The following is a 25,999-nucleotide window of genomic DNA, read 5'->3' as shown; positions in this document are numbered from 1 at the left end:
GGCCGCCACCCGTCTTGGGCGGCGGCCCGCTGCCGTCCCGGAGCCGGTCTGGTCGTCCTGACCCGTGGGCTCCGGCGAGGCCGGGTCCCGGTGTCAGGCTCGGGCGAGTTCGGCGGCGCCGAAGGACACGTCGAAACGGTCGCACCAGATGCTGACGCTGGTGAAGCCGGCGGGGTCGATGTCGTCGGGCAGGGCGTAGTTCTGGCTGCCCTTGTTGCCCTTGAGCTTGCCGAGGCTGACGTACTTCCCGTCGTCGAAGACGTGCCAGCCGGCGCGTCCCTCCGTCACCGCTGCGTCGGTCAGCCACACACGCAGGTCAGGACCGTTGCTGGTGTCGAGGTTCTCCAGCCGGACGACGTGGGAGCCGTCGGTCAGCCGTACCAGTTTCACCGTGCCGGACGTCGCGTGCTCGTGACTGATGAGTTCGCCGCTCGCCAGTGTCTGTGGTCCGGTCGGCGCGGAGGGCGCGGAGGGCGCGGAGGGCGCGGAGGGCGCGGAGGGCTCCTGGGAGGGCTCCGCCGCGGGAGGGGCCGAGGCCTGCACAGCCTGGGGCAGGGCCTCTTCGACCGTTTCGTCCTGCCACAGTTTCCACGGCTGGAACCAGTACAGCCCGAATCCCGCTCCGACCACCGCTATCACCAGCACTCCGATGACCAACGGTCTGGTCAGTACCTTCTGCACGCGCTCCATCTCCGCCTCGCTTCTTGGGTGTCTGCCTGTCGCTACCCCATTCAACGCACCGGGCGGCCGTCCTGTGGCCCACAGCAGATGACGGAACCCTTACGTCGTCGCCCAGCATCGGGGCGACCGGCAGCGGATACCGGGCATCGCCTTCGCGATACCGCCGGAAGCCGAGCCGGCGGTCGGCCCGTCTCCCCCCGGCCGCCTTGGCCGACCACGCCATGGACGGGCGTCATGACGCCGCGTGGACCCAGGGCGTCCGGCACCTCACGAGCCACGACCCCGCCGACCCCGGCAGCGGACCGGGGAGACAACCTCTGTCGCGTGCCCCAAACTCGTAAGAAGACTGCCGGACGGTCGCGTGGAGGGGTCGGGCCCGTGCATGACGTGCCGCTGTGGATGTGGGTGGCGTTCGCCGTCACCGTACTGGTGTCGTTGGCAGTCGATCTTCTCGCACACCGGCAGGAACACATCATCGGCTTCCGGGAGGCCGCCGCCTGGAGCGGTGTCTGGGTGGGGTTGGCGATCATCTTCGGTGGCGTGGTCTTCGCCGTGGTCGGCACGTCGGCCGGAGTCGAGTACACGACCGCGTGGCTTCTGGAGAAGAGCCTGTCGGTCGACAACCTCTTCGTCTTCGCCCTGATCTTCGGCTACTTCAAGGTGCCGCGCGCATACCAGCACCGTGTGCTGTTTCTCGGCGTCCTCGGCGCCCTGGTCTTCCGCGGCATCTTCCTCGCCGCAGGTGTGGCGGTGGTCAGCCGCTTCACCGCCGTCCTGTTCGTCTTCGCCGCGATCCTCTTCTACAGCACGTACAAGATCCTCAAGGAGGAGGAGGACAGCTTCGACCCCGGCAAGAGCATCGCCGTGAAGCTGCTGCGCAAGATCATCCCGGTACGGGACGAGTACGCGGGGGCCCGGTTCTTCGTCAAGGAAGCCGGGAGACGCGTCGCCACACCGCTGCTCGCCGTCGTCGCCGCCATCGAAGCCGCCGACATCGTCTTCGCGGTCGACAGTGTGCCGGCCGTCCTGGCCGTCAGCAGCGACGCCTTCATCGTCTACACCAGCAACGCCTTCGCCATCCTCGGACTGCGCGCTCTGTACTTCATGCTCGCCGGGCTGCTCGACCGCTTCCACTACCTCAGCAAGGGCCTGGCGCTCATCCTCGCCTTCATCGGGGTCAAGCTCATCCTTCAGGCGTCCCACAAGACGATCAGTACCGCCGTTCCAGAGATTCCCTCACTCCTCAGCCTGGCCGTCATCGTGGTCGTACTCGCCGTTTCCGTCGGGCTGAGCATGGCCCGGCCTTTGCCGTCCGGCCCCGCTCCCGCCCCTGGGGCCGGGGACGACGTCTCCCCCGCAGCCGACGGGGATCCACCGCGGGCCAATCCGCACGGCACGTCCGGGCCACCCGATTCCTGAGGTCCAAGCAACTACCAAGAACGGCTAAAGAAGTCGTAAAGTGAGGGTATGGGTTCAAGTAGGAAGAAAAAGGAAACCACGTCGTCCGGAATGGTCTGCCGCTCCTGCAAACAGCACGTAGACGCCGTCGTGAAACGACACAAGACCATGGGCGTCTTCGTTCCCGTCTGGACCGCAGGCCCCTGCCGCAACCCACTGTGTCCGGAATACGAGCCCGAACAGGCGCCGATCGACTCGGCACACGGCGGCAGACGCTTCAAGCCGACGGACTGGGAAGGCATCTAGCAGGTCACCCGGGTGCGCGGATCGCCGTCGGCATCGTTCCCGCCGTCGCGACAGGCCTCCGGGGAAGAGGCCGACTCCGGACGTCACCCGCCAGGACGTGTCCGGCCGGTCCCTGTGCCGCGGGCCGCGATCGTCGCGCACCACGGATCACCCATGGCACGCGCGACTACGAGGTCTTCGTCTACGCAACCGCGGACCCGCGCACCGGTGCCGGGCGGCACACCTGCGACGTCTCCTCGACGATCTCCACGCGATGACTCCCAGCCTTCTCCGCACCCATCGGCGACCGGAGTGGGGCCGGGGTGTGGACGAGCACGGTGGCGCCGCTGATCTCCCAGACGTCGGCCGTCGATACGGATCCTCCCGCCCGAACCCGTCACCACCGAGACGACGCAGGCACCTCCGCCGGCCATGGCGTCCACCCGAAGCGGACCGCTCGGAGAGGGAGCAGGCGGCGCAGCGCGACGGGGCACCCGAAGAGCACAGCGACTGCTGCGGGCGGCGATGACAGAGGGGCCCCCACCACAGCCGGTGCGGCTGTGATGACCCACCGTGCCCGGCCCGGGCACCCCGCAGGGAACGCCGACGAGCGACAGCCCGGCCCCGGCGCCGCCACCGTCACATAGGTGTCCGATGAACGGATCCGAACCTCCGCATAACGGTCCGATATCGCTCGCTGGCATTTTCGGAAGTAACTGATGGTTATGTGACTCTCATCACTAAGAGCTGAGTAAAGACCGTGGTAGAACTGCGCAACTCCGCAGGTGGCACCGCTCAACGCCACAGCGCGGAGCGGTCGGCATGCACCGGCATCACGGCCAGGGTGTTCACGGTTCGCATCCGCGGACCGCCAACCCAGGGTCGCCGATCGGACAACGAGGTTCGTTCAGAGACCGCACGCAAGCCGGAGGCATTCCCCTGCCCCGGTCCCGCACCATCGAGGTAGCCACTGTGTCACTCGACTCCATGACCGACTCCGTCGACAAAGCCGTAAGCGAGTTCTTCGAACCCATCGCCACCTGGCTGGGGGAAGTCGTCTTCTACTCCGTTCCGGTCGGTGGAACGGACCTTCCTCTCATCGTCGCCTGGCTCGTCGTCGCCGGCCTGGTCTTCACCGGCTGGTTCGGGTTCGTACAGCTCCGCAAGTTCAAACTCGCCGTCGATGTGGTGCGCGGGAAGTACGACGAGGAGGGGTCGGCCGGTGAGGTCAACCACTTCCAGGCGCTGACCGCCGCCGTCTCCGGCACGGTCGGCCTCGGGAACATCGCCGGTGTGGCCGTCGCCGTCTCCATCGGTGGTCCGGGCGCGACGTTCTGGATGATCCTGTGCGGTCTGCTCGGCATGGCGTCCAAGTTCGTCGAGGTCACCCTCGGCGTGAAGTACCGCGAGGTGCACGCCGACGGCACGGTCTCCGGCGGTCCGATGCACTACCTGCCCAAGGGCCTCAAGGAGCGCTTCGGCAGCGCCGGCGCCAAGCTCGGCAAGGTGCTCGCCGTCCTCGCCTCGATCATGATCCTGTTCTTCGGACTGTTCGGTGGCAACCTGTTCCAGACCAACCAGAGCTACGCGCAGATCTCCTCGACCTTCGGAGGCGAGGACGGCTTCCTGGCCTCCTCCGCCGGTGCCGTCCTCTTCGGCCTGGTCGTCTCCGCGCTGGTCGGTCTCGTGCTGCTCGGCGGCATCCGCTCCATCGCCTCGGTCACCAGCCGGCTGGTCCCCGCGATGGCCGGCATCTACATCGTGGCCTGCCTGGTCGTCATCCTGGGCAACGTCACCCACGTGCCGGACGCCTTCCAGACCATCCTGCAGGGCGCCTTCGAGGCCGACGGCGTCGCCGGCGGTGTGATCGGTGCCCTGATCATCGGTTTCCAGCGCGCCGCGTTCTCCAACGAGGCCGGTCTCGGCTCCGCCCCGATCGCCCACTCCGCGGTCAAGACCAAGCACCCGGCGAGCGAGGGTCTGGTCGCCCTGCTGGAGCCGTTCATCGACACCGTCGTCATCTGCACCATGACCGCGCTGACCATCGTCATCGCCGACCCGGCGAGCTGGGGCGAGGCCCGCGCCGGCGAGAGCATCGGCGGCGTCACCATCACCTCCGACGCCTTCGAGACCGTACTGCCCTGGTTCCCGGCCGTGCTCACCGTCGCGGTGCTGCTGTTCGCCTTCTCCACGATCCTGACCTGGGGCTATTACGGCCTCAAGGCCTGGTCGTACCTGTTCGGCAAGAGCAAGGCCAGCGAGATCGCCTTCAAGGTCATCTGGAGCCTGTTCGTGATCGTGGGCGCCCTGATGTCCCTCGACTCGCTGATCAGCCTCGCCGACTCCGCGCTCTTCCTGCTGTCGGTCTTCAACATCATCGGTCTGTATCTGCTCGCCCCTGTCGTCAAGCGCGAGCTCAACTCCTTCCTGGAGTTCGTCCGCGCCCGCAAGGCCGGCGAGATCACCGACGACCAGGAGTCGGCGAAGACCACCGCCTGACCGCCCCCGCGGCCCGGCTCCTCATCGGGTCCGTACACACCTCGCATCCAGGTGTGTACGGACCCGTTTTTGTTTGCATCGGGGCAGGTGAAAACGCATCTGGCGTGATCACGACCCGGCGGTTAGGGTGTTCGGAACGCGTCAGCGGTCCACCCGAAGCGGGGTGCCGCGCGCAGGGTGTGCCGGGAAGTCTGGTCGGCGTCGTAGGGGGCCGTGCCCTCATGCCGATACCCCGGAGGTCTCTTCTGATGGCTGCTGAGCCGCGCGAGCGTTCCACCTTCCTCGGCCTCCTGCCGTGGCCGGAGCGGTCGGCGGTGGCCCAGGCCCTGCGGACGGAAACCGTCGGCGGACTGGTCCTGCTGGCAGCGGCCTTGGTGGCGCTGGTGTGGGCCAACACCCCGTGGAGCGGAGCCTACGAGGAGATCCGCGACTTCCACTTCGGCATCGGTGCGCTCGGACTCGACCTGTCGGTGCAGCACTGGACCGCCGACGGGTTGCTCAGCATCTTCTTCCTGGTCGCGGGCATCGAGCTGAAACGCGAGCTCGTAGTGGGTTCGCTGCGTACGCCCGCCACGGCCGCGCTGCCGGTCGTCGCCGCGCTGTGCGGCATGGTGGTGCCGGCCGCCGTGTACGCGGTTACGGCCGCCGTCGGCGGGGGCAGCCTGGACGGGTGGGCCGTGCCCATGGCCACCGACATCGCCTTCGCCCTCGCGGTCCTGGCCGTCCTCAGCACCCACCTGCCGTCCGCCCTCCGCGCCTTCCTGCTCACCCTCGCCGTCGTCGACGACCTCGGTGCGATCCTTGTCATCGCGGTCTTCTTCACCAGTGATCTGAATCTTGCCGCCCTGGCCGGCGCCGTCGCCGGACTGGTCGTCTTCTACGTGCTCCAGCGGTACCGCGTGCGCGGCTGGTGGTGGTACGTACCGCTCGGCATCACCATCTGGGCCCTGATGTACAACGGAGGCGTCCACGCCACCGTCGCCGGCGTGGCCATGGGCCTCATCCTGCGCACCACTCGCGACAAGGGCGAAGACGCCTCCCCGGCCGAGCGGACCTCCCACCTGCTGCACCCGGTCTCGGCAGGAGTGGCCGTACCGCTGTTCGCTCTCTTCGCCGCAGGTGTTGCGGTCTCCACCGGGTCGATGGGTGAGATATTCACTCAGCCTGAGCCGCTGGGGGTGGTGCTGGGCCTGGTCCTCGGCAAGGCCCTGGGCATCTTCGCCGGCACCTACCTCGCCGTCCGGTTCACCCGGGCCCGCCTCAACCCCGACCTGGCCTGGGCCGATGTGTTCGCCCTGGCGGTGCTCGCCGGGATCGGATTCACCGTTGCCCTCCTCATCGGCGAGCTGGCCTTCCCCGACCCGGCCGATGCCGAGCACATCAAGGCCGCCGTGCTGCTGGGCTCGCTGATCGCCGCGGTTCTGGCGGCACTACTGGTCAAGCGCCGCAACCGGATCTACCGACGTCTGTGGGAAGAGGAGACGCGGGACGAGGACGCCGACGGCATCCCCGACATCTATCAGCGGGCCGTCCCTGAACGCGGTGCCGCAGGCGACAGTTGACGGGGACGGTGGCCATGCGTGCCCGGGCTCTCGCTGATCGCTGCCCCCGGCGTCGGGCCGCTGCCCCGTGAACGGCTCCCGGTCCCTGCTCCCCGTGGTGATCGTGGTCGCCGCGCTGGTGATCAGGACCGTGATCGGTGAGCTGCGCCGACCAGGCAGCGCCCGGCAGCAGTGGGCGTACGCGACCGACGGCCCTGCCGTGGTCGCCGGGGTGCTGGCGGCGGTGGCCGTAGCCGTGACGGGCTGGTCACACGCCGGGACGGCGGCCTTGGCCTGGGCAGTGCTGGCCGGCGCGCTCGTTGCCTGTCTCGTGGGGCGGCCGCGGAACGGGCCGTAGCGCCTCTGTGGGTTTGTTCGGCGCGAACGAACGTACGTCCGTGCCGGGACGGTGACGGTCTGTTCCTCCGGCGCGGCGAAGATCTCCTCGCCCGGCCGCCCGGCCCCTCTGGGCGCCGTCGCCGGACGACGTGTGTCGTCCCCACGCCCTCTTCGGGTGCTCCGGAGAGAAACCGGGTGCAGCGGTCCCGCGCCGGACGCTGCAGCGCGTGGGAGATCTCCCCGGCCGGCAGCCGTCCCACGGCAGGCGGCCCCGGATCCTGCCGGCGTGACTGAGCGCGGCCGGCCGCCTCATGATCGCGTCACGAGCTCCCGGCCGCATCGGCCCCAGGTGCACCACTCGCTTTACAGTCCCCTGATCCGCGCCAATTGCCGATGAGCCTCGCCCGGTCCACGCCGGTGCTTCCACGGCGCTGGGGCGCAATTCCACTTATCGCATTCGGGACATCGATTCGGCACGTCGAGTTCGGCACATCGAGGAGCCAAGTCGGCGCCAAGTCGCGGAACAGTGCCGACCAAGCTCCGTCGCCGAACCTTGCTCGTATGGAGCGCCAGGACGAGGACACCACGACGAGTGTGGCGGCTGGGCCCGACCGGGTGGAATCGGCGCGAGCTCCGATCCGTATGCGCCAACCATGTCGAGCGGCTTGACCTGTTACGGCATTGACTCTGGTTTCTTGCCATTCCCCTCGAAAGCGGATGGTCACGGCATGCAGCGGTATGTCGCAGGTTTCGGCGCTCGGCTTTCCGCGGTCACGCAATGCCGTCCTCGGGCCCCTCACCCACACCAGGCATCGAGATAGGAGCATGACATGAGGCCACCGAATTCACCGCGTTCGGCCCCGTTGCCGTGGCCCTCGGAAGTCGACCCGGATCAGGTGCGCCAGACCACTTCCGCGCTGGTCGCACATGTCAGCAGCAGGGTCGATCCCGACGGCGCGATACGCGAGGAATGCGAGAGCCGGGTTCTGGAGTCGGCGCTCGCGCTGACGCTGATGACCCGTACCGGCCTGGCCTCACCCGCGCGGGACAGCGTGCTCACCTTCCTCCAGACGCACCTCGACACCCCGCGGGAGTTCGACCGCGTCCTCGCCACGCTCGCCGTCGGACGGGCCGCCGGCCGGACTCCCGCCGATGACACCGACCTCATCGACAAGCTGACCGATGCCCTGCTCGGCGCGGCACCGGAGTTCATCTCCGCCCGGCGCCGCAGGATGCTCTACGCCGTGCTGTCGGTGCTCGGCTGCCCGTTGCCGCCCGGCCTCGTGCCGGCGGCCGATGAAGAGGCCCCCACCGATCCCATCCACTCCTGGGCCGCCGTCCAGCAGGCCGCCGTGACACTGATCCTCGCCTCCGCCGCAGGAGTCAGCAACGAGGCCACCGCCGCCGCGCTGAGCACGCTGACGGCCACGCGCCCGGCGACGAGAGTGTGGGAGGGGTACGTGCTGCTGCACCTGCTGTCGCTGCACGCGCTCGCCGGTGTGCCCGGGCAGGAGGCGACGGTGCGCAGCGGCCTGGAAACACTGTTGCGGCACCAGCGCGACGATGGCGGTTTCCCGTTCGTGCTGGAGATGCAGAACTGGTGCACGTCGACCGCCGCGATAGCGTTCGCGGCCGCCGGTGCCCCACCGGCCCTGCTGCAGTCGATGGCGGGGAAGCTCGCCGCCCACCGGGTCGACGATTCGGGGCACTCTCTCTCCCTTTCCCTGTCCCGCGGTGCGGCACTCAGCGGCGGCTGGTCCATCGGTCCCGGTGTGGCGCAGAACGATGTCGACTGCACCTCGTGCGTCCTCGAGTTCCTGCAGGAGATCGATCCGGTCTCCCACGCAGGCCCCGTGCGACGCGGAGTGGACGCGCTGCTGGCCGTGCAGGGCTCCGACGGCGGGTTCCCCACCTATGTCGCCGGTGCCTCCTCCGAGCCGTGCATGACGGCCGCGGCCATCAATGCGCTCGCGCCGCACCCCTCCACCGCACCCGCGCGGGAACGCGCCTTGGCGTTCCTCGCCGACAGTCAATTGTCCGACGGCGGTTTCGAGCCGGGGTGGAGCCGCAGTCGCCTGCACACGATGTTCCGGGCGCGTCTCGCCGCATGCACCGCTGACCCGCACGACCGCCGTACGGCCGCCATGGCCGAGCGGATCGAGCGCTCCGTGTACGAGACGCAGAACCCCGATGGTGGCTGGGGAATGCAGCCCGGTGATCCCAGCAACGCCATCAGCACCGCCTACGCGCTGATCACGCTGTGCTATGGGGCCGAGGTCCGGCCTGTCGGGCGGGCCATGTCCTGGCTGCTCGCGAACCAGAACGCGGACGGGGGGTACGGTGGCCCGCCCGACATGGTCGGCCCCCGCCCGTTCCCGTACCACTTGCCCGTCCTCACCGACATTTCCGTGCTCCTCGCGTTCGGCCACGTTCGTTCCCGGGTTCAGCGCACGGCGTCCCCGCTCCAGGGCGTGGCGTGACGTAGACGGCCGGGCAGGACAAGGTGCTCGGGGCCCGGGCGCGCTCCACCGTCCGGGGAGGCGGGAAGCGCGAGGCTCGCGGCCGGCGAGTCGGTCGGCCTCAGTCCAGGCTCGGGGCCTGGTGCAGGATCTCCCGCTCGAGATGCTGGAGCGCCGGGCTGGGGTCGATCCCCAACTCCTCTGCCATCCGCTTCTGATGGGCTCGCAGCATCGCCAACGCGTCGGCCTGCCGTCCTGCCCGGTACAACGCCAGACTGAAGAGCTCGCAGCCGTATTCACGGAGCGGATGGGCCTGTGTGAAGGCCGCTAATTCGGACACCGCTATCTCGTGCGCCCCCATGGCTATCAAGGTCGCGCAGCGCCCCTCGATCGCCCACAGCCGCAGCTCCTGCAGCCGCACGACCTCCGGCGCCACATGAGTCGCATCGGCCACTTCCGCATAGGCCTGCCCGCGCCACAGTGCCAGTCCCGCATCGAACTCACGCAGCGCCCGCTGCGGATCGCTCTGGTCCAGTGCCCGCCAGCCGGCCATGGCGCGCTCACCGAAACGATGGACATCCACCTCGACGGCGCGACTGTCCAGCAGATAGGCACGGCCGCGCGTGCGCAGCACCGTCGCCGGCTTCCGTGGCGCGCGGTCCGGTTCCAACGCCCTCCGCAAGTTGGCTACATACGCGTGCAGCGAGGTGATCGCCGAGGGCGGCGGACGCCCGTCCCACAACTCCTCCAGCAGCACATCGACCGACACCGGCTGACCCACCTGGCTGACCAACAGCGCAAGCACCGCACGCTGCTTGGGTGCCCCCAGATCAATCCGTCGGCCGGCGACAGCCGCCTCCACCGGACCGAGCACCCGGAACTCCACCCCGGCCGGCGGCGTCTCCGCCGGTTTCGGGACCTGTGCCTCGGCCCCTCGGACAGCACCCGGCCCTATGGACCGGGAGACCGCAACAGCATTCGTGCTTTTCCTGCCACCGGTCCTTTCGAAGCCGGCATCGGGGATCGGAGAATCAAGATGGAGCCCAAGAGCCTTCGCCACATGCATCTTGAGCGTGTCATTCGTGCGCCGGAGATCCTGTAATTCGCTCTCCAGTTCGGCTACTTTGCACTTCAGTTCGGTGACGCGCCGCGCATCACCGATACCGTCTCCCGGCCGTGGCCTGGGAAGGAAGTACGTCCGACGACTGTCGACGGCCACAGGCTCGGCGACCATCGTGTCGCAACCGGCATCTTCGTTCGTCATCTCTGAACTCCTCTGCATTTTCTTTTCCTTGTTCAGGGAAAAAGTCCATTCGACACCTGGACGTGAGACGGCCGGGTGCGCGACATTGGGGTCGAACCGCTGCGAGGCAGCGGAACCACCGGAGTGCAGAAGCGGAAAATCTGGTGTCAACGAAACGTGCTCGGAGGTCATGGACAAGTCAGGGGCGAACGCGGACTCGACGACCGGGGCACCCCGCGTCCTGAATTGCGCGGCCCGGTAAACCGAAGGCTGCTGGGAGTGCCGGACAACGGCGCCAGGACCCGTACGACATGCCCGGGGCGCCGGAGGCACGGCAGCTGCCGTCGCCACTGAAGGGGCGCGAGAGGACGCAGCCCCGCCTGCGGCGGACACGAAGTCGCCCGGCAGCGAGTCCGGTCGGCGTGAGAGAGGTGAACTCGTGGGCGCTTATTACCTCACCGCAGATGGTCACGTCTGCCGCGGAACCGCCTCGTCCTGATCCCGGTGTCGAGGGCGTCCGGCGACACGCGAGCCTGTCTGACCGAGTGGCCGGCGTGGGATCCGGTGCGACGTCGCCGCGTGTCGTCCGGATGGGCGACGGCGCGCGCTGTCCTCACCAGGTCCCGGGCCTCGTCCGCCAACTCGCCTGCGGCAGGGCGGCAGATCAGCCACTCGACATTCCGGAACAGGCAGCGAGGAGGTTCCTGGACGTCCGGGACCGCAACCTCGACTCGGCGTTCTCCGGCAACGAGGCCGGTCAGGGAAGCCGAGACCGTGCGCAGGGCGGATCGCATCGCGGCGGCAGCAGCAGCAGCGTTCGTCGAGTCGGTATCAGCGCACTCGAGCGCCTTCTGTATCGCGCGCATCCCCCCGGTCCCGCACCCCAGTTGCGGTCGGGTCACAGCGGGGACGGATTCGACGGATTGAGCACGCCACTTTCGGCCCGTACGGCAGGCAGCGCATGATAGTTGCCCGAAGCCAGTTTCTCCCGGCCCCTCTCTCACCCTTCCGCTCGCTTTTCGACACGGCGCAGCTCGGCCTACCTGGCCCGTGACCACAATTCCCCCTTTGGCGTGAATCCGCCGTTTCCCCCGTCTGCGGAACGTCGGCGAACCCACTCGAAGGAGAGGTTCACCGAGATGGGCGGCACTAGTCAAGGGGGTTGTTCCTCTGGCTGCCGTGGCATGCGCGAGGGGGCGAGCCGGTACCGCACGGTGAACTCCCCCGTACGCCGTGACCGCACCGGTCGGCGCCAAGAGCACAAGCGGAATGATTTCGTGTTCACCAAAACCAAGATCCTCCGCCTTGGCCGGCCTCTCGGCCTCACCGGGAGAACGGCGATCTCAAGGGAACGACGAGAATCACGGCAGTGACCGGAACAACGGGTTCAGAAGAGTACGCCCGCTTTCAAGCGGAACGGCTCGGCGCGACCGTGCGCCGGGTCGGTGCCGGCTCGACGCCAAGCCGGCACCAACCCGCTCATCAGTCCCAGGCAAGCCCGTCAGCCGATGGTGGTCGCCGTAGCTCGGGAAGCCTCACGGAAGAGCCGCATCCGCATGGAATTGCTAGAGAAGATCCACAGTCCGGAAGACCTACGATCGCTGGCCCCCTCGCAGTTGCCGGACCTCGCGTCCGAAATCCGTGACTTCTTGGTGAGCGCAGTCTCCAAGACAGGCGGACATATCGGGCCGAACCTGGGAGTCGTCGAGCTGACCATCGCGCTGCATCGTGTATTCGAGTCCCCTCGGGACCAGCTGCTCTTCGACACCGGTCACCAGACCTACGTCCACAAGCTGCTGACCGGGCGTCGCGCGGGCTTCGGCCGGCTGCGCCAGCGCGGTGGCCTGTCCGGATATCCGAGCAGGGCCGAGTCCGAGCACGACTTCATCGAGAACTCCCACGCCTCGACCGCGCTTTCTTACGCCGATGGGCTCGCGAAGGCGCGTCAACTGCTCGACCTCGATGGGTGCGTGGTCGCCGTCGTCGGTGACGGCGCGCTGACCGGCGGCATGGCGTGGGAAGCGCTGAACAACATCGCCGCATGCGAGGAACGTCCCGTGGTGATCGTCGTGAACGACAACGGACGGTCCTACTCGCCCACGATCGGCGGCTTCGCCAGTCACCTCGCGTCGCTCCGGCTGGACCCCGACTACGAGAACGCGATGAGCCTGGTGAAACGGGTGATGCCGCAGGCACCCGTGGCCGGCGCGGCCGTCTACGAGGCGCTGCACGCCCTCAAGAAGGGACTCAAGGACGCCCTCGCCCCGCAGGCGATGTTCGAGGACCTCGGACTCAAGTACGTCGGTCCCGTCGACGGCCACGACGTGCACAGCCTGGAGGACGCTCTCCGCGCGGCTCGCGCATACGGGCGCCCGGTGATCGTGCACTGTGTCACCAGGAAGGGCCAGGGTTACGCGCCGGCCGAACGGGACGCCGAGGACTGCTTCCACGGGCCCGGTGCCTTCGATCCGGAGACGGGCCGGTCCCGGGCGGCCCCGACCACGTCGTGGAGCCATGTGTTCGGCTCGGAGATGGTGAAGATCGGAGCCGAACGGTCCGACGTCGTGGCGCTGACCGCCGCCATGCTGCACCCGACCGGGCTCGCCGGCTTCGCCGAGGCCTACCCGGACCGGCTGTTCGACGTCGGAATCGCGGAGCAGCACGCCGCCACGTCCGCGGCGGGCCTGGCGATGGGGGGTCTGCACCCCGTGATGGCGGTGTACGCCACCTTCCTCAACCGGGCGTTCGACCAAGTCCTGATGGACGTGGCGCTGCATCGGCTGCCCGTCACCTTCGTCCTCGACCGCGCAGGCGTGACGGGCAGCGACGGGCCGAGCCACAACGGCATGTGGGACATGTCGATCCTGCAGCTGGTGCCGGGTCTGCGGCTCGCGGCCCCGCGGGACGGGGCGCGGCTCCGTGAGCTGCTCCGCGAAGCCCTGGACGTGAGCGACGGCCCCACCGGGATCCGTTTCCCCAAGGGAGCGGTGGGCGACGACATCGACGTCGTCGACAAGCTCGGCGACATGGACGTGCTCGCACGGCTCACGGGGCCGTCCCCCGTCGACGGCGAAGCGGCGGACGTCCTCCTCGTCGGTGCCGGGTCCATGGCCCGCGTCTGCGTGGACGCCGCGCCTCTGATCGCGGCCTCGGGGGTCGGTGTCACCGTCGTCGACCCCCGATGGGTCAAACCGCTGGACCCCGCGCTCATCGGCGCGGCCCGCGCGCACAGCCGGGTCGTGGTCGTCGAGGACAACGGGCGTGTGGGTGGCGTGGGCGACGCGGTGGCCAGGTACCTGCGCGATGCCGGCGTCACCACGCCGGTGCGGACCTTCGGCATCCCGCAGGAGTTCCTGGAGCAGGCGAGCCGGTCCGAGATACTGGCCGACATCGGCCTGACCGCGCGGGATCTGGCCGACGACATCACGCTGTTCGCTCAGAGCCCCCTCGACGACCCCGGTGACGGCCACGTGGCCGCCTCCCCGCCCGAGAGGAGCATGGTTCGTGCCGAACGTTGAGCTCGGAATGCCGCAGTCCGCGCCGCAGCCGCTGGCCGAGCGGCGGCGGTCCCGTCCGCTGCGGGTGGGATCGGTGGGCGTGGGCGGCGACCATCCCGTATCGGTGCAGTCGATGACCACCACCCGGACCTCCGACGTCAACGCCACGCTGCAGCAGATCGCCGAACTCACCGCCTCCGGCTGCCAGATGGTCCGCGTGGCGGTGCCCACGCAGGATGACGCCGACGCCCTGGCCATCATCGCCGAGAAGGCTCAGATCCCGGTCATCGCCGACATCCACTTCCAGCCGAAGTACGTCTTCGCGGCGATCGACGCCGGCTGCGCGGCGGTGCGCGTCAACCCGGGCAACATCAAGCAGTTCGACGACCGGGTGAAGGAGATCGCGGCCGCGGCCTCCGCGGCCGGCACGCCGATCAGGATCGGCGTCAACGCCGGGTCCCTGGACGGACGTCTGCTGGCGAAGTACGGCAAGGCCACGCCGGAGGCGTTGGTCGAGTCGGCGCTGTGGGAGTGCTCCCTGTTCGAGGAGTACGACTTCCGGGACATCAAGATCTCGGTGAAGCACAACGACCCGGTCGTGATGGTCAAGGCGTACCGGCTGCTCGCCGAGCGGTGCGACTACCCGCTGCACCTCGGCGTCACCGAGGCCGGCCCGGCCTTCCAGGGCACCATCAAGTCCGCCGTCGCCTTCGGCGCCCTGCTGAGCGAGGGCATCGGCGACACCATCCGGGTCTCGCTCTCCGCCCCGCCCGCGGAGGAGGTGAAGGTCGGCCTGCAGATCCTGGAGTCGCTCGGCCTGCGCCAACGGGGTCTGGAGATCGTCTCCTGTCCCTCCTGCGGTCGCGCTCAGGTCGACGTCTACAAGCTGGCCGACGAGGTCAACGCTGCGCTGTCCGGCTTTCCCGCGCCGCTGCGCGTGGCAGTCATGGGATGCGTCGTCAATGGGCCGGGGGAAGCCCGTGAGGCCGACCTGGGTGTGGCGTCGGGCAACGGCAAGGGCCAGATCTTCGTCAGGGGTGAGGTCGTCAAGACCGTACCTGAATCGAAGATCGTCGAAACGCTGATCGAAGAGGCCATGCGTATCGCTGAGGAGATGGGGATCGACCCCCTCGGCGGCGATGGCGTTCCGTCCCGAGCGACTTGAGGGGAAAACATGCCGCCCACCCCACGCCGAATCCTGCTCGCCGAGCCGCGCGGTTCCTGCGCCGGCGTCCACAGGGCCATTGACATCGTGGAACGCGCGCTCGAAATACACGGCGCGCCGGTGTACGTACGCAAGCAGATCGTGCACAACGCCTACGTGGTGCGCCGACTCGAGGCGCTGGGTGCCAGGTTCGTCGAGTCGGAGACCGACGTACCCAACGGGGCGGTGTGCATCTTCTCCGCGCACGGCGTGTCCCCGCAGGTACGCAGCAACGCCGAGCAGCGCGACCTCAAGGTCATCGACGCGACGTGCCCGCTCGTCGCCAAGGTGCACCAGGAGGCCCGCCGGTTCGCCCGCGACAAGCAGACGCTGGTCCTCATCGGCCACGCCGATCACGAGGAGGTCGAGGGCACCTACGGGGAGGCGCCGGACCGCACGGTCATCGTGGAGAACGCGGAGGACGCCAGGCGGCTCGACCTGCCGCCGGGAACGTCCGCCGCGTATCTCACCCAGACCACGCTGTCGGTGGACGACACGGCCGAGATCGTGTCCATTCTCAGCGAGCGGTTCCCCGGGATGACCGGCCCGGGCAGCGAGGACATCTGCTACGCCAGCCAGAACCGGCAGAACGCGGTGAAGGCGATCGCCGGGCGCAGCGACCTCGTGCTCATCGTCGGGTCGCCCAACTCCAGCAACTCGGTCCGGATGGTGGAGGTCGCGCAGGCCGCCGGAGCTCCGGCCCGGCTGCTGCCCGACGTGGACCACCTGGACACCGCCTGGCTGACGGACGTCCGCACCGTGGGGCTGAGTGCCGGGGCGAGCGTGCCCGAGGTACTGGTGGAGCAGGTCGTCGAGCGGCTCGGGACCCTGGGGTTCACCGACATCGAAACCGAGGTGACGGCCACCGAGAACGTCGTGTTCAGGCCGCCGCCGGAGCTGGAGCGGACGGGGCCCGCCGAAGTCGGCGACGACGCCTGCGCCGAGTTGCTCGCCCGGGTCGACGCCCGCATCCAGGAACTGCTGAGTGCCGAGGTCTCGCGCTGGGCGGCCGTCGATGCCCGCGTGGCGGTGCCGGTCGAGGCGATAGCGGAACTCGTCGGCGCGGGCGGCAAGCGGCTGCGCCCGACGTTCTGCATCAGCGGCTATCTGGCGGCCGGTGGTTCGGCGGACGACGACACGGTCGTCGCCGCGGCAGCCGGGCTGGAACTGCTGCACGCCTTCGCCCTGATCCACGACGACATCATGGACAACTCGCCCACGCGGCGCGGAGTGCCGACCGTGCACGCCCACCATGCCCGTGTCCATGCGGAGCGCGGCTGGGTCGGCGAGCCCCGCCGGTTCGGGGAGGGCGTCGGCATCCTCGCCGGCGACCTGGCGCTCAGTTACGCCGGCCGCCTCACCAGCGGGCTGCCCGCCCCGGCGATGCAGATCTGGACGGACCTGGTCACTGAGATGATCATCGGCCAGCAGCTGGACATCGCCCTCGCCGCCGAGCTGTCGCCGGACCCGGACCTCGCCCGCTGGGTCGCGGTCTGCAAGTCCGGCCGCTACACCATCCACCGGCCACTCGCCCTCGGCGCGTCCATCGCCGGGCGCCCCGAACTGCAGGAGCCGTTCGAGGAGTACGGGGTCGCAGCGGGCGAGGCGTTCCAGTTGCGCGACGACCTGCTCGACGCGTTCGGTGATTCCGCGGCGACCGGCAAGCCGGCCGGGCTGGACGTCAGTGAACACAAGATGACCCTGCTGCTGGCTCTGGCGGCCGCCAAGGACCCCCGAGTGGCCCGCCTGGTGGCGGACGGCAAGAAGGGCGACTGGAACGCGGCCGAGCTGCGCGAGGCGTTGCTCGCCTCCGGCGTGCGCCGGGACGTCGAGCAGCAGATCGACCGGCTCGTCACCACCGCCCGCACGGCACTCGACAAGGCGCCGCTGGCGGACGACTGGCAGCAGCGCCTGGGCAAGATGGCGGAGCAGGTGGCCTACCGCGACCGCTGACGCCGCCGCGCGAACGCCGGTCGGGGCATGAGCCGCACGGCCCCGGCTGGTGCGGGCGCACGCGATCGCCAAGCAGACGCCAATCTGACGGCAAGCGGAAGGCGCGACGATCCCGACGTCCATTCGAGCTGTGCAGATTCCTTGATCGATCCGCCTCACGGCGATGGAGCACGGGGGTCCGCTGTTCCCATGAGCAAGCAGGATGACCTTCTGGAGGGGGAAATGTCCGAAGTCTCTGAGCCGGCAGACATATACGCGGCCGTCGAGGAAACGGCTCAGCTGCTGGATGTGCCCTGCTCACGTGACAAGGTCCAGCCGGCCCTGGCCGCTTTCGGGGACGGGCTCGCGGACGGCCACATCGTGTTCAGCATGGCGACCGGCGAGCGCTACAAAGGTGAGCTCGCCTTCGACTTCACGGTGCCCACGGCCGCGGGTGACCCCTATGCCATCGCGCTGTCGAACGGCCTCGTCGAAGAGACGGACCATCCCATCCGCACCCTGTTCTCGGACGTCCGGGGGCGGTGCCCTGTCGACAGTTACGGGGTGGACTACGGAATCGTCGGCGGCTTCAAGAAGACCTACGTATCGTTCCCTCTGGGTGAGCTGCAGGGGCTGTCGAGGCTGACCGGCATCCCGTCCATGCCGCGGGCCCTGGCCGAGCATGCCGGCTTCTTCGCGAGCCACGGCCTGGACGACAGGGTGTCGGCCATCGCGATCGACTACGCCCACAGGACGTGGAACGTGTACTTCAGCGGGCTTCCCGCTGAATTCATCGAACCGGAGACCGTCCTGTCGGTGCTCCGGACGTTCGGGCTGCCGGAACCGAGCGAGCGGATGATGGAGTTCATCCGGACGTCGTTCGCGATGTACACCACCTTCGGCTGGGATTCTTCGAAGGCCGAGCGGATCTGTTTCTCCGCCCGAAGCTCGGATCCGACGGCCCTCCCCGCTCGTTACGAACCGCAGATCGCAAAGTTCGCGAGAAACGCGCCGTACACGTACACCGGCGAGCGCGTACTCACCTACGCCGGCGCGCTGTCGCCGAGCGAGGAGTTCTACAAACTCGCGTCGTTCTATCAGAAGACATCCAAGCTGTCCGACCGGGTTCGACCCGCGACGTGACATACGACAGTCGCCGCGGGAATCCGTCAGAGGCCGCGGGCCTGCCAGCGAGGAAACCAGTGAGGACAAGGGACCGAGGATGACCGAGGCAGACGAAGGCGCCGCCACAACCGAGAGTCCGCGACCGGCCGTAGGGCCGCGGACCGCAGGCCGGCCGGGAGCCCCCGGGGCTGACGCTGTCGAGGGGGGCGAGCGATGACACCCGTCCTCATAGCCGGTGGTGGGATCGGCGGGCTCACGGCCGCGCTGAGCCTGCACGCCGCGGGCATCGACACGGTCGTGGTGGAGAGCGCCCGCCGCATCGAGCCGCTCGGCGTCGGGATGAACCTCCTCCCCCACGGGGTGCGCGAGCTGATGGAGCTCGGCCTCGGCGACGACCTGGCCGACATCGGCGTGGCCACGGCCGAGCACATGTTCTGCGACAGTGCAGGCGACGAGCTCTTCACCGAGCCGCGTGGCCTGGCCCAGGGCTACCGCTGGCCGCAGTACTCCGTCCACCGCGGTGAGCTGCACCTGATGCTCCTGGAGCGCGTCCGCGAACGGCTCGGCCCCGACGCCGTGCGCACCGGCACCCGGTTGCTGGACTTCACCGAGGGGCCCGGCACCGTCCGTGTCCGGGTGACGGACCGTGCGACCGACGCCGTCGAGACGCTCGACGCCACCGCGCTGGTCGGCGCGGACGGGCTGCACTCGACGGTCCGCGCTCAGCTCCACCCGGACGAGGGGCCACTGAGCTGGTCGGGCCAGCGGATGTGGCGTGGCGTGGCGCAAGGAATCCCGCCGTTCCTGACCGGCCGTTCCATGGCGATCGCCCATGACGGCACGGCGTCGCTGGTCGCGTACCCGATCGGCCGGGACCGGACGAACTGGGTCTGCCTGGTGCGCGTCGGAGAGCCGGGCCCCCTCCCCGAGGACGGCACCGTGGACGCGGTCGACGACCACCGCACGGGCCAGCTGAAGGAAGTGCTGGCCCACTACGAAGGCTGGTCGCTGGGCTGGCTCGACGTGCCGGAGCTGCTGGAGCGCAGCGAGCGCATCCTGGAGTACCCCATGGTCGACCGCGAGCCGCTCCCCGCGTGGGGCCGCGGCAGGGTGACGCTGCTCGGCGACGCCGCGCACCCCATGTATCCCGCCGGGGCCAACGGCGCGTCCCAGGCCGTGCTCGACGCGCGGGTTCTCGCCCACGAGCTGGCGCAGGCGGACGGCGACACGGCGTCGGCGCTCGCCGCCTACGAGCGCACTCGCCTGCCCGCGTCCACGGAGGTCGTCCTCGCGGGCCGCATGATGGAGCAGGCGGGGGGCATGCTGCTGAATCGCAGTCAGCTCACCTTCATCACCGAGATGTACCGGCAGAAGGCCGACGGCGAGGTCACCGAACTCAACGCCCGTCCGTCCCTGACCCCGCCCGGACGGTCGTAGAGCCCGCGCTTGCCCGGGCCTGCGAGGAACGGTGACGGGAGAATGCGGCCCGCGTACCGGAGTCGCGGACGGGCGTGCCGGGCGGGTTCCGGTCACGCCCGTCCGCGGCTCCGGCCTGCCGGCTCCGTTCGCCGGGACACCGGCCGGGGCGGCGGGCCGGTCCCACGCCGAGCCGGTGCCGATCCGTACGGGTCCTCACCCGTACGAACCACCCCCCCGTTCGCCCCACCAGGGAGGATCACCATGCACGCGTACACGGTGGTGGACGCTTTCACGAGCACGCCGCTGGAGGGCAACCCCGTAGCGGTCTTCTTCGATGCCGACGACCTCTCGGCCGACACGATGCAGCGCATCGCCATGGAGATGCACCTCTCGGAGTGCACCTTCGTGCTGCGTGCCAAGGCGGGCGGCGACGCCCACATCCGCATCTTCACCCCGGTCAACGAGCTGCCGTTCGCGGGCCACCCGCTGCTGGGCACCGCCATCGCTCTCGGCACGGCCACGAAGCGCAACGAACTGTCGCTGGAAACCCGCATGGGAGCCATCCCCTTCACGCTCGAACGCCGCGACGGCGAGGTCGTCGCCGCCTGGATGCGTCAGCCCGTCCCCACCTGGGAGCCGTTCGACCGCGCCGACGAGCTGCTCGCCGCGCTCGGCGTCGAGTCCTCGACGCTGCCCGTGGAGATCTACCGCAACGGCCCCCGTCATGTCTTCGTGGGCGTGGAGAGCGTGGCGGCGCTGTCCCGGATCTCTCCGGACCACCGCCGGCTGGCGACGTTTCCCGACATGGCGACCAACTGCTTCGCCGGATCGGGGCGGCACTGGCGCACCCGGATGTTCTCGCCCGCCTACGGCGTGGTCGAGGACGCGGCCACCGGTTCGGCTGCCGGGCCGCTCGCGCTGCACCTGGCGCGGCACGGCCTGGCCGGCCACGGGCAGACGATCGAGATCCTCCAGGGCGTGGAACTGGGCCGGCCCTCGCTGATGAAGGCGGTGGCCCGGCGCGAGGCCGATGAGGTCTCCTCGGTCGATGTAGGCGGCAACGGCGTGACCATCGCCCAAGGAACGATCTACGTGTGACGCGCATGACGCATCGGAGGTGCCTCAGATGAGCGCGATCGGGAATGCCAGCAAGACCGAGTCCATCACCGGGTCGCTGGACTTCGTCTTCAAGGAGTACGACGACCCGCCGGCCGACCCGATTCCGATGCTGCGCGACTGGCTGGCGTACGCACAGGAGCAGAACGTCAGAGAGCCGAAGGCGATGGCCCTCGCCACGGCGAACGCGGCGGGCCGGGCCTCCAGCCGGATCGTCGTGCTGAACCGGGTCACGGACGACGGCTTCGTCTTCGAAACGCATGCCACCAGCCGGAAGGGGCGCGAGCTGGCGGAGACGGGGTGGGCGTCCGGGGTGCTCTACTGGCGGGAGACCAGCCAGCAGATCACCATCAGCGGGCCCGTCCTGCAGCTCTCCGACGCCGAGTCCGACGCGCTCTGGCACGCGCGTCCACCAGCCGCCCATCCGATGACCACGCTGTCGCGGCAGAGCGAGCCGCTCGAGGACGCGGTGGCCATGCGGACCGAGGCCGAACGCCTGCATGACGTGCCCGGACCGCTGCCGCGCCCCGAGCGGTACCGCGGCTACCACGTGGCCGCCGCCCGGATCGAGTTCTGGTACGCGCGGCACGATCGGCTGCACCAGCGGCTGAGTTACGAACGCGACGTCGACGGCTGGACGGCGACCCGGCTGCAACCCTGAGCCCCGAGACCGCGGCCGCCCCCGAACTCCCGGAGTTCTCACCGGCGCCGGTCACCCGATGCGAGGTGATCCGGGGATCAGCGCGGGACCTCGTTGTGTTCTTCACGGTCCGCTCACCAGTTCCACCCCGGCCTCGGCCCTCGGTCGCACACGGCGGAAAGGGCAGCTCGAACACGCCATTTTCCTCTCCGCCTTCTCCGCCCCGCGCGACCGGCTCCGGCCTCGAGAAGGCCGCAGAGGCCCCCACCGACCCCGCGAGGAGAGGCCATGACCTCGTCACTGCACCCCCAGCCCGGCACTGCCGCAGCGGTGTTCACCGACCACCACGACCTACGGGCCCGCAACCGGCGGGCAGTGGAGCAGTACATGGAGACCGGCGCGGAAGCCCGGTTGCGCAGGTACCGCCTCTACACCGACGACGGGTCCGCGTGTCTGTTCAACACCGACATCGGCCGGCCCATCCTCGTGGAGGGCAGGGAGAATCTGAAGCGGCACGGCGAGCTCTCCCTCAAGGTGTTGCCCGACTGGCAGTGGATCGACGTGCACCTCTACGAGACGCAGGATCCGGCGGTCATCTGGGTCGAGTGCGACGGCGAAGGAACGATCCGGTTCCCCGGCTATCCCGAAGGCCGCTACCGCAACCACTTCATCCACGGCTTCACGCTGCGCGACGGACGGATCGTCTCCAGCCGCGAGTACACCAACCCGATCGAGCACATGCGTGCCCTCAGCATCGAGACACCGCACATCAAGCGGGACTGGATCCCCTCCTCCTGATCCGCCCGCTGTGCCGGCACCCACGGGCCGGCGTCCGCAGCAGGGCCGGCCTGGCGGCCGGACGTCACAACTGCCTGTCTGGCCGGATCAGTTGCCACGGGTCGTTCGTGCCCTACGGGCCCGGCACCGCAGGCTTCCGCAAGTGATATAGATGACGTCTGGAGCGGATGTCACACTCCCGGTGCCTGGACCGCCCCCAGTTCGGACCTGTCCTCGACGGGAGGCTCCACAGTGCCCGACCCCCCGCGAGACTTGCAGCGGCCTTGTCCTGATGCGGCCCACGGGAAGCGGCGGATCCGGTGGCAGACACCACGGCACAGGTGTCCGGCGAGCGCTGTGAGCCGCTGTCGTGGACGACCGGTTCAGGCACCGGACCCGGAGCGGATCGTCGGCCGGCGTGCCCGCCCGGTGCAGGTCGCGGCGCACCGGGCCCTCGCCGGCAGGCCGCCGCAGGCCGTCGCCGTGAACCTCCGGGGGGCCATGGCCGACTGAACCGGCGGCCGGCGCCCACCGACGCTCCACAGGAACGTTCCGCCGCGCTCTACGGTGCCCTCCCCTCAGGCGGCGGGTGGCCTTCGGCCGCTCCACCGCGGGGACGAGGCCGCCCGCCCGCCGCAGCCGGTCCTCGCTCGGGCAAGGTCCCCGAGACCGCCGGCCCCGGTGCCGACGGCGACCGCATGTGCGGGATCCACGGCGTCGCCCGTCCCGGCAAGCACTCTCATGTCGACCCATCGCTGAGGAAATTCACATGATGCGAAAACTGACGTCCTTACCCAGCGGCAGGGTGGCCAAATGGGTCATCCTCGCCCTCTGGGTAGCCCTGCTGGTCCCGGCACTCATGCTGGCCGGCAAGCTCGGCGACGTTCAGGAGAACGACAGCGCGGCCTGGCTGCCCGGTGACGCGGAGTCGACCGCGGTCGTCGAGCGGGCCATGAAGTTCCAGCCCGCCAGCACCGTGCCGGCGATCGTCGTCTACGACCGCCCCGAGGGCGTCACCGCTGCCGACATGGCCAAGGCCCGGGCCGACGCCGAAGCCTTCAAGGGCGTCGACCTGGTCGTGGGGCAGCCGCAGGGCCCCGTGCAGTCCCAGGACGGCAAGGCCCTCCAGACCGTGGTCCAGGTCCAGAACGACGACAGTGGCTGGGAGGGAATCCACGACGCTGTCGGCGCGATGACCGAGGTCGGCGAGGAGAACGCCGACGGTCTCGGGTTCCACGTCACCGGACCGGCCGGCTACGCGTCCGACTCGATCACGGCGTTCAGCGGAGAAGGCGCTCTGACAGCGATCACGGCCCTGGTCGTGGTCGTGATCCTGCTGCTGACCTACCGCAGTCCGGTGCTGCCCCTGCTGCCCCTGCTGACCGCGGGCAGCGCTCTGATCACCGCGCAGGCGGTGATCTATCTGCTGGCGAAGCACGCCGGACTCGTCGCCAACACGCAGACCAGCTTCATCCTGACCGTCCTGGTGTTCGGGGCCGCCACCGACTACGCACTCCTGCTCACCTCGCGCTACCGGGAGGAGCTGCGGCGGCACGAGGACCGGCACGAGGCGATGGCCGAAGCATTGCACCGCTCCGGTCCCGCCATCATCGCCAGCGCCGCGACCGTCGCGGTCAGCCTGATGCTGCTGATGCTCGCCACCCTCAACTCGACCCAGGGGCTCGGGCCGGCCTGTGCCGTGGGCATCCTCGTCGGACTGCTCGCCACGGTCACGCTGATGCCGGCCCTGCTGGTCATCTGCGGCCGCTGGATCTTCTGGCCGGTGAGGCCGTCGTACGGATCGGCCGAGAAGACCAAGGAGAGCATCTGGGACCGGGTCGGCACCGCCGTCTCCCGCCGGCCGCGGATCGTGTGGATCGGCACCACGCTCGTCCTCGCCGTCATGGCGATCGGAGCGTTCGGGCTCAAGGCGGACGGGCTGTCCAACAAGGACCAGTTCACCAACAAGCCCCAGATGGCCGTCGGCGAGGAGATCCAGAGCAGGCACTTCCCGGCCGGATCGGGCGACCCCATCTACGTCGTGGCCGAGGCATCCTCGGCCGGGCGGGTGAGCACCGCGCTGTCCGGCGTCCCGGGAATCGCCGAGGTCTCCCCACCGACGGTCAAGGACGGTCAGGCCCTCATGCTCGGGGAGCTCGAGGACGCTCCCAGCAGCACGGCCGCGCTGGGCACCGTCGAGAAGGCCAGGACCGCGGTCCACGGCGTCGAGGGTGCGGACGCCCAGGTCGGCGGCAACACGGCGATCATGCTCGACACACGGGAAGCGGCTTCCCGCGACTCCAAGGTGATCATCCCCATCGTGCTGGTCGTGGTGTTCCTGATCCTCGCGTCGCTGCTGCGGGCGATCGTCGCACCCCTGCTGCTCATGGCGACGGTGGTGCTGTCGTTCGGTGCGGCCCTCGGCGTGAGCAGCCTGATGTTCAACCACGTGTTCGGCTTCGCCGGAGCGGACGCCTCCTTCCCGCTCCTGACGTTCGTGTTCCTGGTCGCCCTGGGCATCGACTACAACATCTTCCTCGTCACCCGGGTACGCGAGGAGGCTCTGCTGCACGGCACCCGGCGCGGCGCGCTCACGGGTCTGTCCACCACGGGGGGTGTGATCACCTCGGCGGGTCTGGTGCTGGCCGGCACCTTCGCCGCGATGGCCTCCTTGCCGCTGGTCTTCGCGGCGGAGCTCGGATTCGCGGTGGCGTTCGGCGTGCTGCTGGACACCATGATCGTCCGCTCGGTGCTGGTCACCGCGCTGACCCTGGACGTGGACCGCTGGATGTGGTGGCCCAGCAAGCTGTTCAGGAATCAGGACCCTGCCCAGTCGCCGGCGGGCGGGCCCGACCTCGAACCCGCTCTCAGGAGCACGTGACGGCCGATCCGCCTCGGGCCTTCCGGCGTCGGCCGGGAGGCCCGGGAACGGTTGGAGGGGCCGTCCCGGGACGGCTTGCGGGAAATCGCCGCCCTTTCCGTGCCGTCCCCGACGCCGCCCGTGCGAGGACGACAGCGGCCGGTATCACCGCCCGGCAAGGCTGCACCCGGAGATGCCGCAGGGCGCCCTGACGAGCGTCGCCTGCTGCCCGGCACGGGGCCGCCCGGGCACCGCTGACCGACCGTCCGCGCATCACGCCCGCACGCCCGGACGCTTCCGCCCGTACGACCGGAGCGACCCGTCCGTCTGCCAAGAGCTTCACAAGTCCGCTGCCACACGGTGGTACGTGGTTGTGCCCGACCTTTGACCACGGCAGTACGCCGGTTTCCGCCTGGGCATTCCCCGGCAGGACCACGGCGGCGCGGTGGCCGGCAAGGACGCGCGCACGATCAATGCAGCTCCCACCACCCGAGCAGTGGAAAGTGAGGCCGCCCATGTCCGACGACAAAGAGATACGCGACCACAACCGGGCTGTCGTCGCGCGGTACATGAACACCCGTGGCCAGGATCGCCTTGAACGGCACCTGCTGTTCACGGAGGACGGCACCGGCGGCCTGTGGACCACGGAGAGCGGCGAACCCATCGTCATCCGTGGCCGGGACCGGCTCGGTGAGCACGCCGTCTGGTCGCTGAAGTGCTTCCCGGACTGGGCGTGGATCAACGTCGAGATCTTCGACACCCAGGATCCCGACCGGTTCTGGGTCGAATGCGACGGCGAGGGCAAGATCCTCTTCCCGGGCTATCCGCCGGGGCACTACCGCAACCACTTCCTGCACTCGTTCCTGTTCGAGAACGGCAAGATCAAGCAGCAGCGCGAGTTCATGAACCCCTGCCAGCAGTTCCGGGCACTGGGCATCGAGGTCCCCGCGGTCCGCCGGGAGGGCATCCCGACCTGATGCCCTC

17 protein-coding genes are annotated in these 25,999 nt (G+C 69.4%); 15 read left to right on the top strand and 2 right to left on the bottom strand.

Features of this window, described 5'->3' with window-relative positions; translation table 11 throughout:
• Window positions 1-93 precede the first annotated feature (93 nt).
• Window positions 94-690 carry a DM13 domain-containing protein gene (locus ACFU3E_RS32655; protein WP_384166509.1) on the bottom strand — a complete coding sequence of 199 codons (597 nt, stop codon included), beginning with the start codon at window positions 688-690 and terminating at the stop codon, window positions 94-96.
• A 369-nt stretch (window positions 691-1,059) separates the two neighbouring features.
• Between ACFU3E_RS32655 and ACFU3E_RS32650 the strand changes: the two genes are divergently transcribed.
• The 5 genes from ACFU3E_RS32650 to ACFU3E_RS32630 all read left to right on the top strand — a co-directional run bounded on the left by ACFU3E_RS32650 (window position 1,060) and on the right by ACFU3E_RS32630 (window position 9,223).
• Window positions 1,060-2,100, top strand: a complete 1,041-nt coding sequence (locus ACFU3E_RS32650; protein ID WP_384166506.1) for a TerC family protein — start codon at window positions 1,060-1,062, stop codon at window positions 2,098-2,100.
• Between the two features lie 1,236 nt (window positions 2,101-3,336).
• A complete protein-coding gene (locus ACFU3E_RS32645; RefSeq protein WP_384166503.1) occupies window positions 3,337-4,863 on the top strand; it encodes an alanine/glycine:cation symporter family protein in 1,527 nt (508 codons plus the stop codon).
• A gap of 248 nt (window positions 4,864-5,111) precedes the next feature.
• Window positions 5,112-6,425, top strand: coding sequence for a Na+/H+ antiporter NhaA (nhaA, locus tag ACFU3E_RS32640; RefSeq protein WP_384166500.1), 1,314 nt, complete (start codon window positions 5,112-5,114; stop codon window positions 6,423-6,425).
• A 67-nt stretch (window positions 6,426-6,492) separates the two neighbouring features.
• A complete protein-coding gene (locus tag ACFU3E_RS32635; protein ID WP_384166497.1) occupies window positions 6,493-6,762 on the top strand; it encodes a hypothetical protein in 270 nt (89 codons plus the stop codon).
• A gap of 877 nt (window positions 6,763-7,639) precedes the next feature.
• Window positions 7,640-9,223 (top strand): prenyltransferase/squalene oxidase repeat-containing protein, encoded by a 1,584-nt coding sequence (locus tag ACFU3E_RS32630; RefSeq protein WP_384166494.1) that lies wholly within the window; start codon window positions 7,640-7,642, stop codon window positions 9,221-9,223.
• Window positions 9,224-9,323: 100 nt separating this feature from the next.
• Here the strand turns inward: ACFU3E_RS32630 and ACFU3E_RS32625 are convergent, their stop codons facing one another.
• Complete coding sequence (locus tag ACFU3E_RS32625; protein ID WP_384166491.1) at window positions 9,324-10,637, bottom strand: BTAD domain-containing putative transcriptional regulator; 1,314 nt, start codon at window positions 10,635-10,637, stop codon at window positions 9,324-9,326.
• Window positions 10,638-12,001: 1,364 nt separating this feature from the next.
• Between ACFU3E_RS32625 and dxs the strand changes: the two genes are divergently transcribed.
• The 10 genes from dxs (at window position 12,002) to ACFU3E_RS32575 (ending at window position 25,992) form a co-directional block, all read left to right on the top strand.
• Window positions 12,002-13,963: a 1-deoxy-D-xylulose-5-phosphate synthase gene (dxs, locus tag ACFU3E_RS32620; protein ID WP_384166488.1), complete on the top strand. Its 1,962-nt coding sequence runs from the start codon at window positions 12,002-12,004 to the stop codon at window positions 13,961-13,963.
• Complete coding sequence (gene ispG, locus ACFU3E_RS32615; protein WP_384166485.1) at window positions 13,950-15,107, top strand: flavodoxin-dependent (E)-4-hydroxy-3-methylbut-2-enyl-diphosphate synthase; 1,158 nt, start codon at window positions 13,950-13,952, stop codon at window positions 15,105-15,107. The genes dxs and ispG overlap by 14 nt, the downstream gene beginning before the upstream one ends.
• A 9-nt stretch (window positions 15,108-15,116) precedes the next feature.
• Window positions 15,117-17,099, top strand: coding sequence for a 4-hydroxy-3-methylbut-2-enyl diphosphate reductase (gene ispH, locus ACFU3E_RS32610; protein ID WP_384166482.1), 1,983 nt, complete (start codon window positions 15,117-15,119; stop codon window positions 17,097-17,099).
• 189 nt (window positions 17,100-17,288) lie between these two features.
• Window positions 17,289-18,221 carry an aromatic prenyltransferase gene (locus tag ACFU3E_RS32605; RefSeq protein WP_384166479.1) on the top strand — a complete coding sequence of 311 codons (933 nt, stop codon included), beginning with the start codon at window positions 17,289-17,291 and terminating at the stop codon, window positions 18,219-18,221.
• 195 nt (window positions 18,222-18,416) lie between these two features.
• Complete coding sequence (locus tag ACFU3E_RS32600; protein ID WP_384166476.1) at window positions 18,417-19,640, top strand: FAD-dependent monooxygenase; 1,224 nt, start codon at window positions 18,417-18,419, stop codon at window positions 19,638-19,640.
• Window positions 19,641-19,883: 243 nt separating this feature from the next.
• Window positions 19,884-20,720: a PhzF family phenazine biosynthesis isomerase gene (locus tag ACFU3E_RS32595; RefSeq protein ID WP_384166473.1), complete on the top strand. Its 837-nt coding sequence runs from the start codon at window positions 19,884-19,886 to the stop codon at window positions 20,718-20,720.
• Window positions 20,721-20,748: 28 nt separating this feature from the next.
• Window positions 20,749-21,399 carry a phenazine biosynthesis FMN-dependent oxidase PhzG gene (gene phzG, locus ACFU3E_RS32590; protein WP_384166470.1) on the top strand — a complete coding sequence of 217 codons (651 nt, stop codon included), beginning with the start codon at window positions 20,749-20,751 and terminating at the stop codon, window positions 21,397-21,399.
• Between the two features lie 267 nt (window positions 21,400-21,666).
• Window positions 21,667-22,176 carry a PhzA/PhzB family protein gene (locus tag ACFU3E_RS32585; RefSeq protein ID WP_384166467.1) on the top strand — a complete coding sequence of 170 codons (510 nt, stop codon included), beginning with the start codon at window positions 21,667-21,669 and terminating at the stop codon, window positions 22,174-22,176.
• A 748-nt stretch (window positions 22,177-22,924) separates the two neighbouring features.
• The gene (locus tag ACFU3E_RS32580) at window positions 22,925-25,036 is read left to right on the top strand and encodes an MMPL family transporter (protein WP_384166464.1); all 2,112 of its coding nucleotides are present in this window, start codon (window positions 22,925-22,927) and stop codon (window positions 25,034-25,036) included.
• A gap of 494 nt (window positions 25,037-25,530) precedes the next feature.
• Window positions 25,531-25,992: a PhzA/PhzB family protein gene (locus ACFU3E_RS32575; protein ID WP_384166461.1), complete on the top strand. Its 462-nt coding sequence runs from the start codon at window positions 25,531-25,533 to the stop codon at window positions 25,990-25,992.
• The last annotated feature ends 7 nt before the right edge of the window (window positions 25,993-25,999 follow it).

The organism is Streptomyces sp. NPDC057424, assembly GCF_042803315.1.
GTDB lineage: Bacteria > Actinomycetota > Actinomycetes > Streptomycetales > Streptomycetaceae > Streptomyces.
Note: the sequence above shows the minus strand (reverse complement) of the source record. Positions and strands in the feature narration are given on the sequence as shown.

What these genes read in the sequence shown, in the direction of transcription:
- ACFU3E_RS32580 (WP_384166464.1), top strand. Translation starts at nt 22,925, where the DNA reads ATGATGCGAAAACTGACGTCCTTACCCAGCGGCAGGGTGGCCAAATGG.
- ACFU3E_RS32625 (WP_384166491.1), bottom strand. Translation starts at nt 10,637, where the DNA reads ATGACCTCCGAGCACGTTTCGTTGACACCAGATTTTCCGCTTCTGCAC.
- ACFU3E_RS32605 (WP_384166479.1), top strand. Translation starts at nt 17,289, where the DNA reads ATGAGCAAGCAGGATGACCTTCTGGAGGGGGAAATGTCCGAAGTCTCT.
- ACFU3E_RS32585 (WP_384166467.1), top strand. Translation starts at nt 21,667, where the DNA reads ATGACCTCGTCACTGCACCCCCAGCCCGGCACTGCCGCAGCGGTGTTC.
- ACFU3E_RS32655 (WP_384166509.1), bottom strand. Translation starts at nt 690, where the DNA reads ATGGAGCGCGTGCAGAAGGTACTGACCAGACCGTTGGTCATCGGAGTG.
- phzG (WP_384166470.1), top strand. Translation starts at nt 20,749, where the DNA reads ATGAGCGCGATCGGGAATGCCAGCAAGACCGAGTCCATCACCGGGTCG.
- nhaA (WP_384166500.1), top strand. Translation starts at nt 5,112, where the DNA reads ATGGCTGCTGAGCCGCGCGAGCGTTCCACCTTCCTCGGCCTCCTGCCG.
- dxs (WP_384166488.1), top strand. Translation starts at nt 12,002, where the DNA reads ATGGAATTGCTAGAGAAGATCCACAGTCCGGAAGACCTACGATCGCTG.
- ispH (WP_384166482.1), top strand. Translation starts at nt 15,117, where the DNA reads ATGCCGCCCACCCCACGCCGAATCCTGCTCGCCGAGCCGCGCGGTTCC.
- ACFU3E_RS32600 (WP_384166476.1), top strand. Translation starts at nt 18,417, where the DNA reads ATGACACCCGTCCTCATAGCCGGTGGTGGGATCGGCGGGCTCACGGCC.
- ACFU3E_RS32575 (WP_384166461.1), top strand. Translation starts at nt 25,531, where the DNA reads ATGTCCGACGACAAAGAGATACGCGACCACAACCGGGCTGTCGTCGCG.
- ACFU3E_RS32595 (WP_384166473.1), top strand. Translation starts at nt 19,884, where the DNA reads ATGCACGCGTACACGGTGGTGGACGCTTTCACGAGCACGCCGCTGGAG.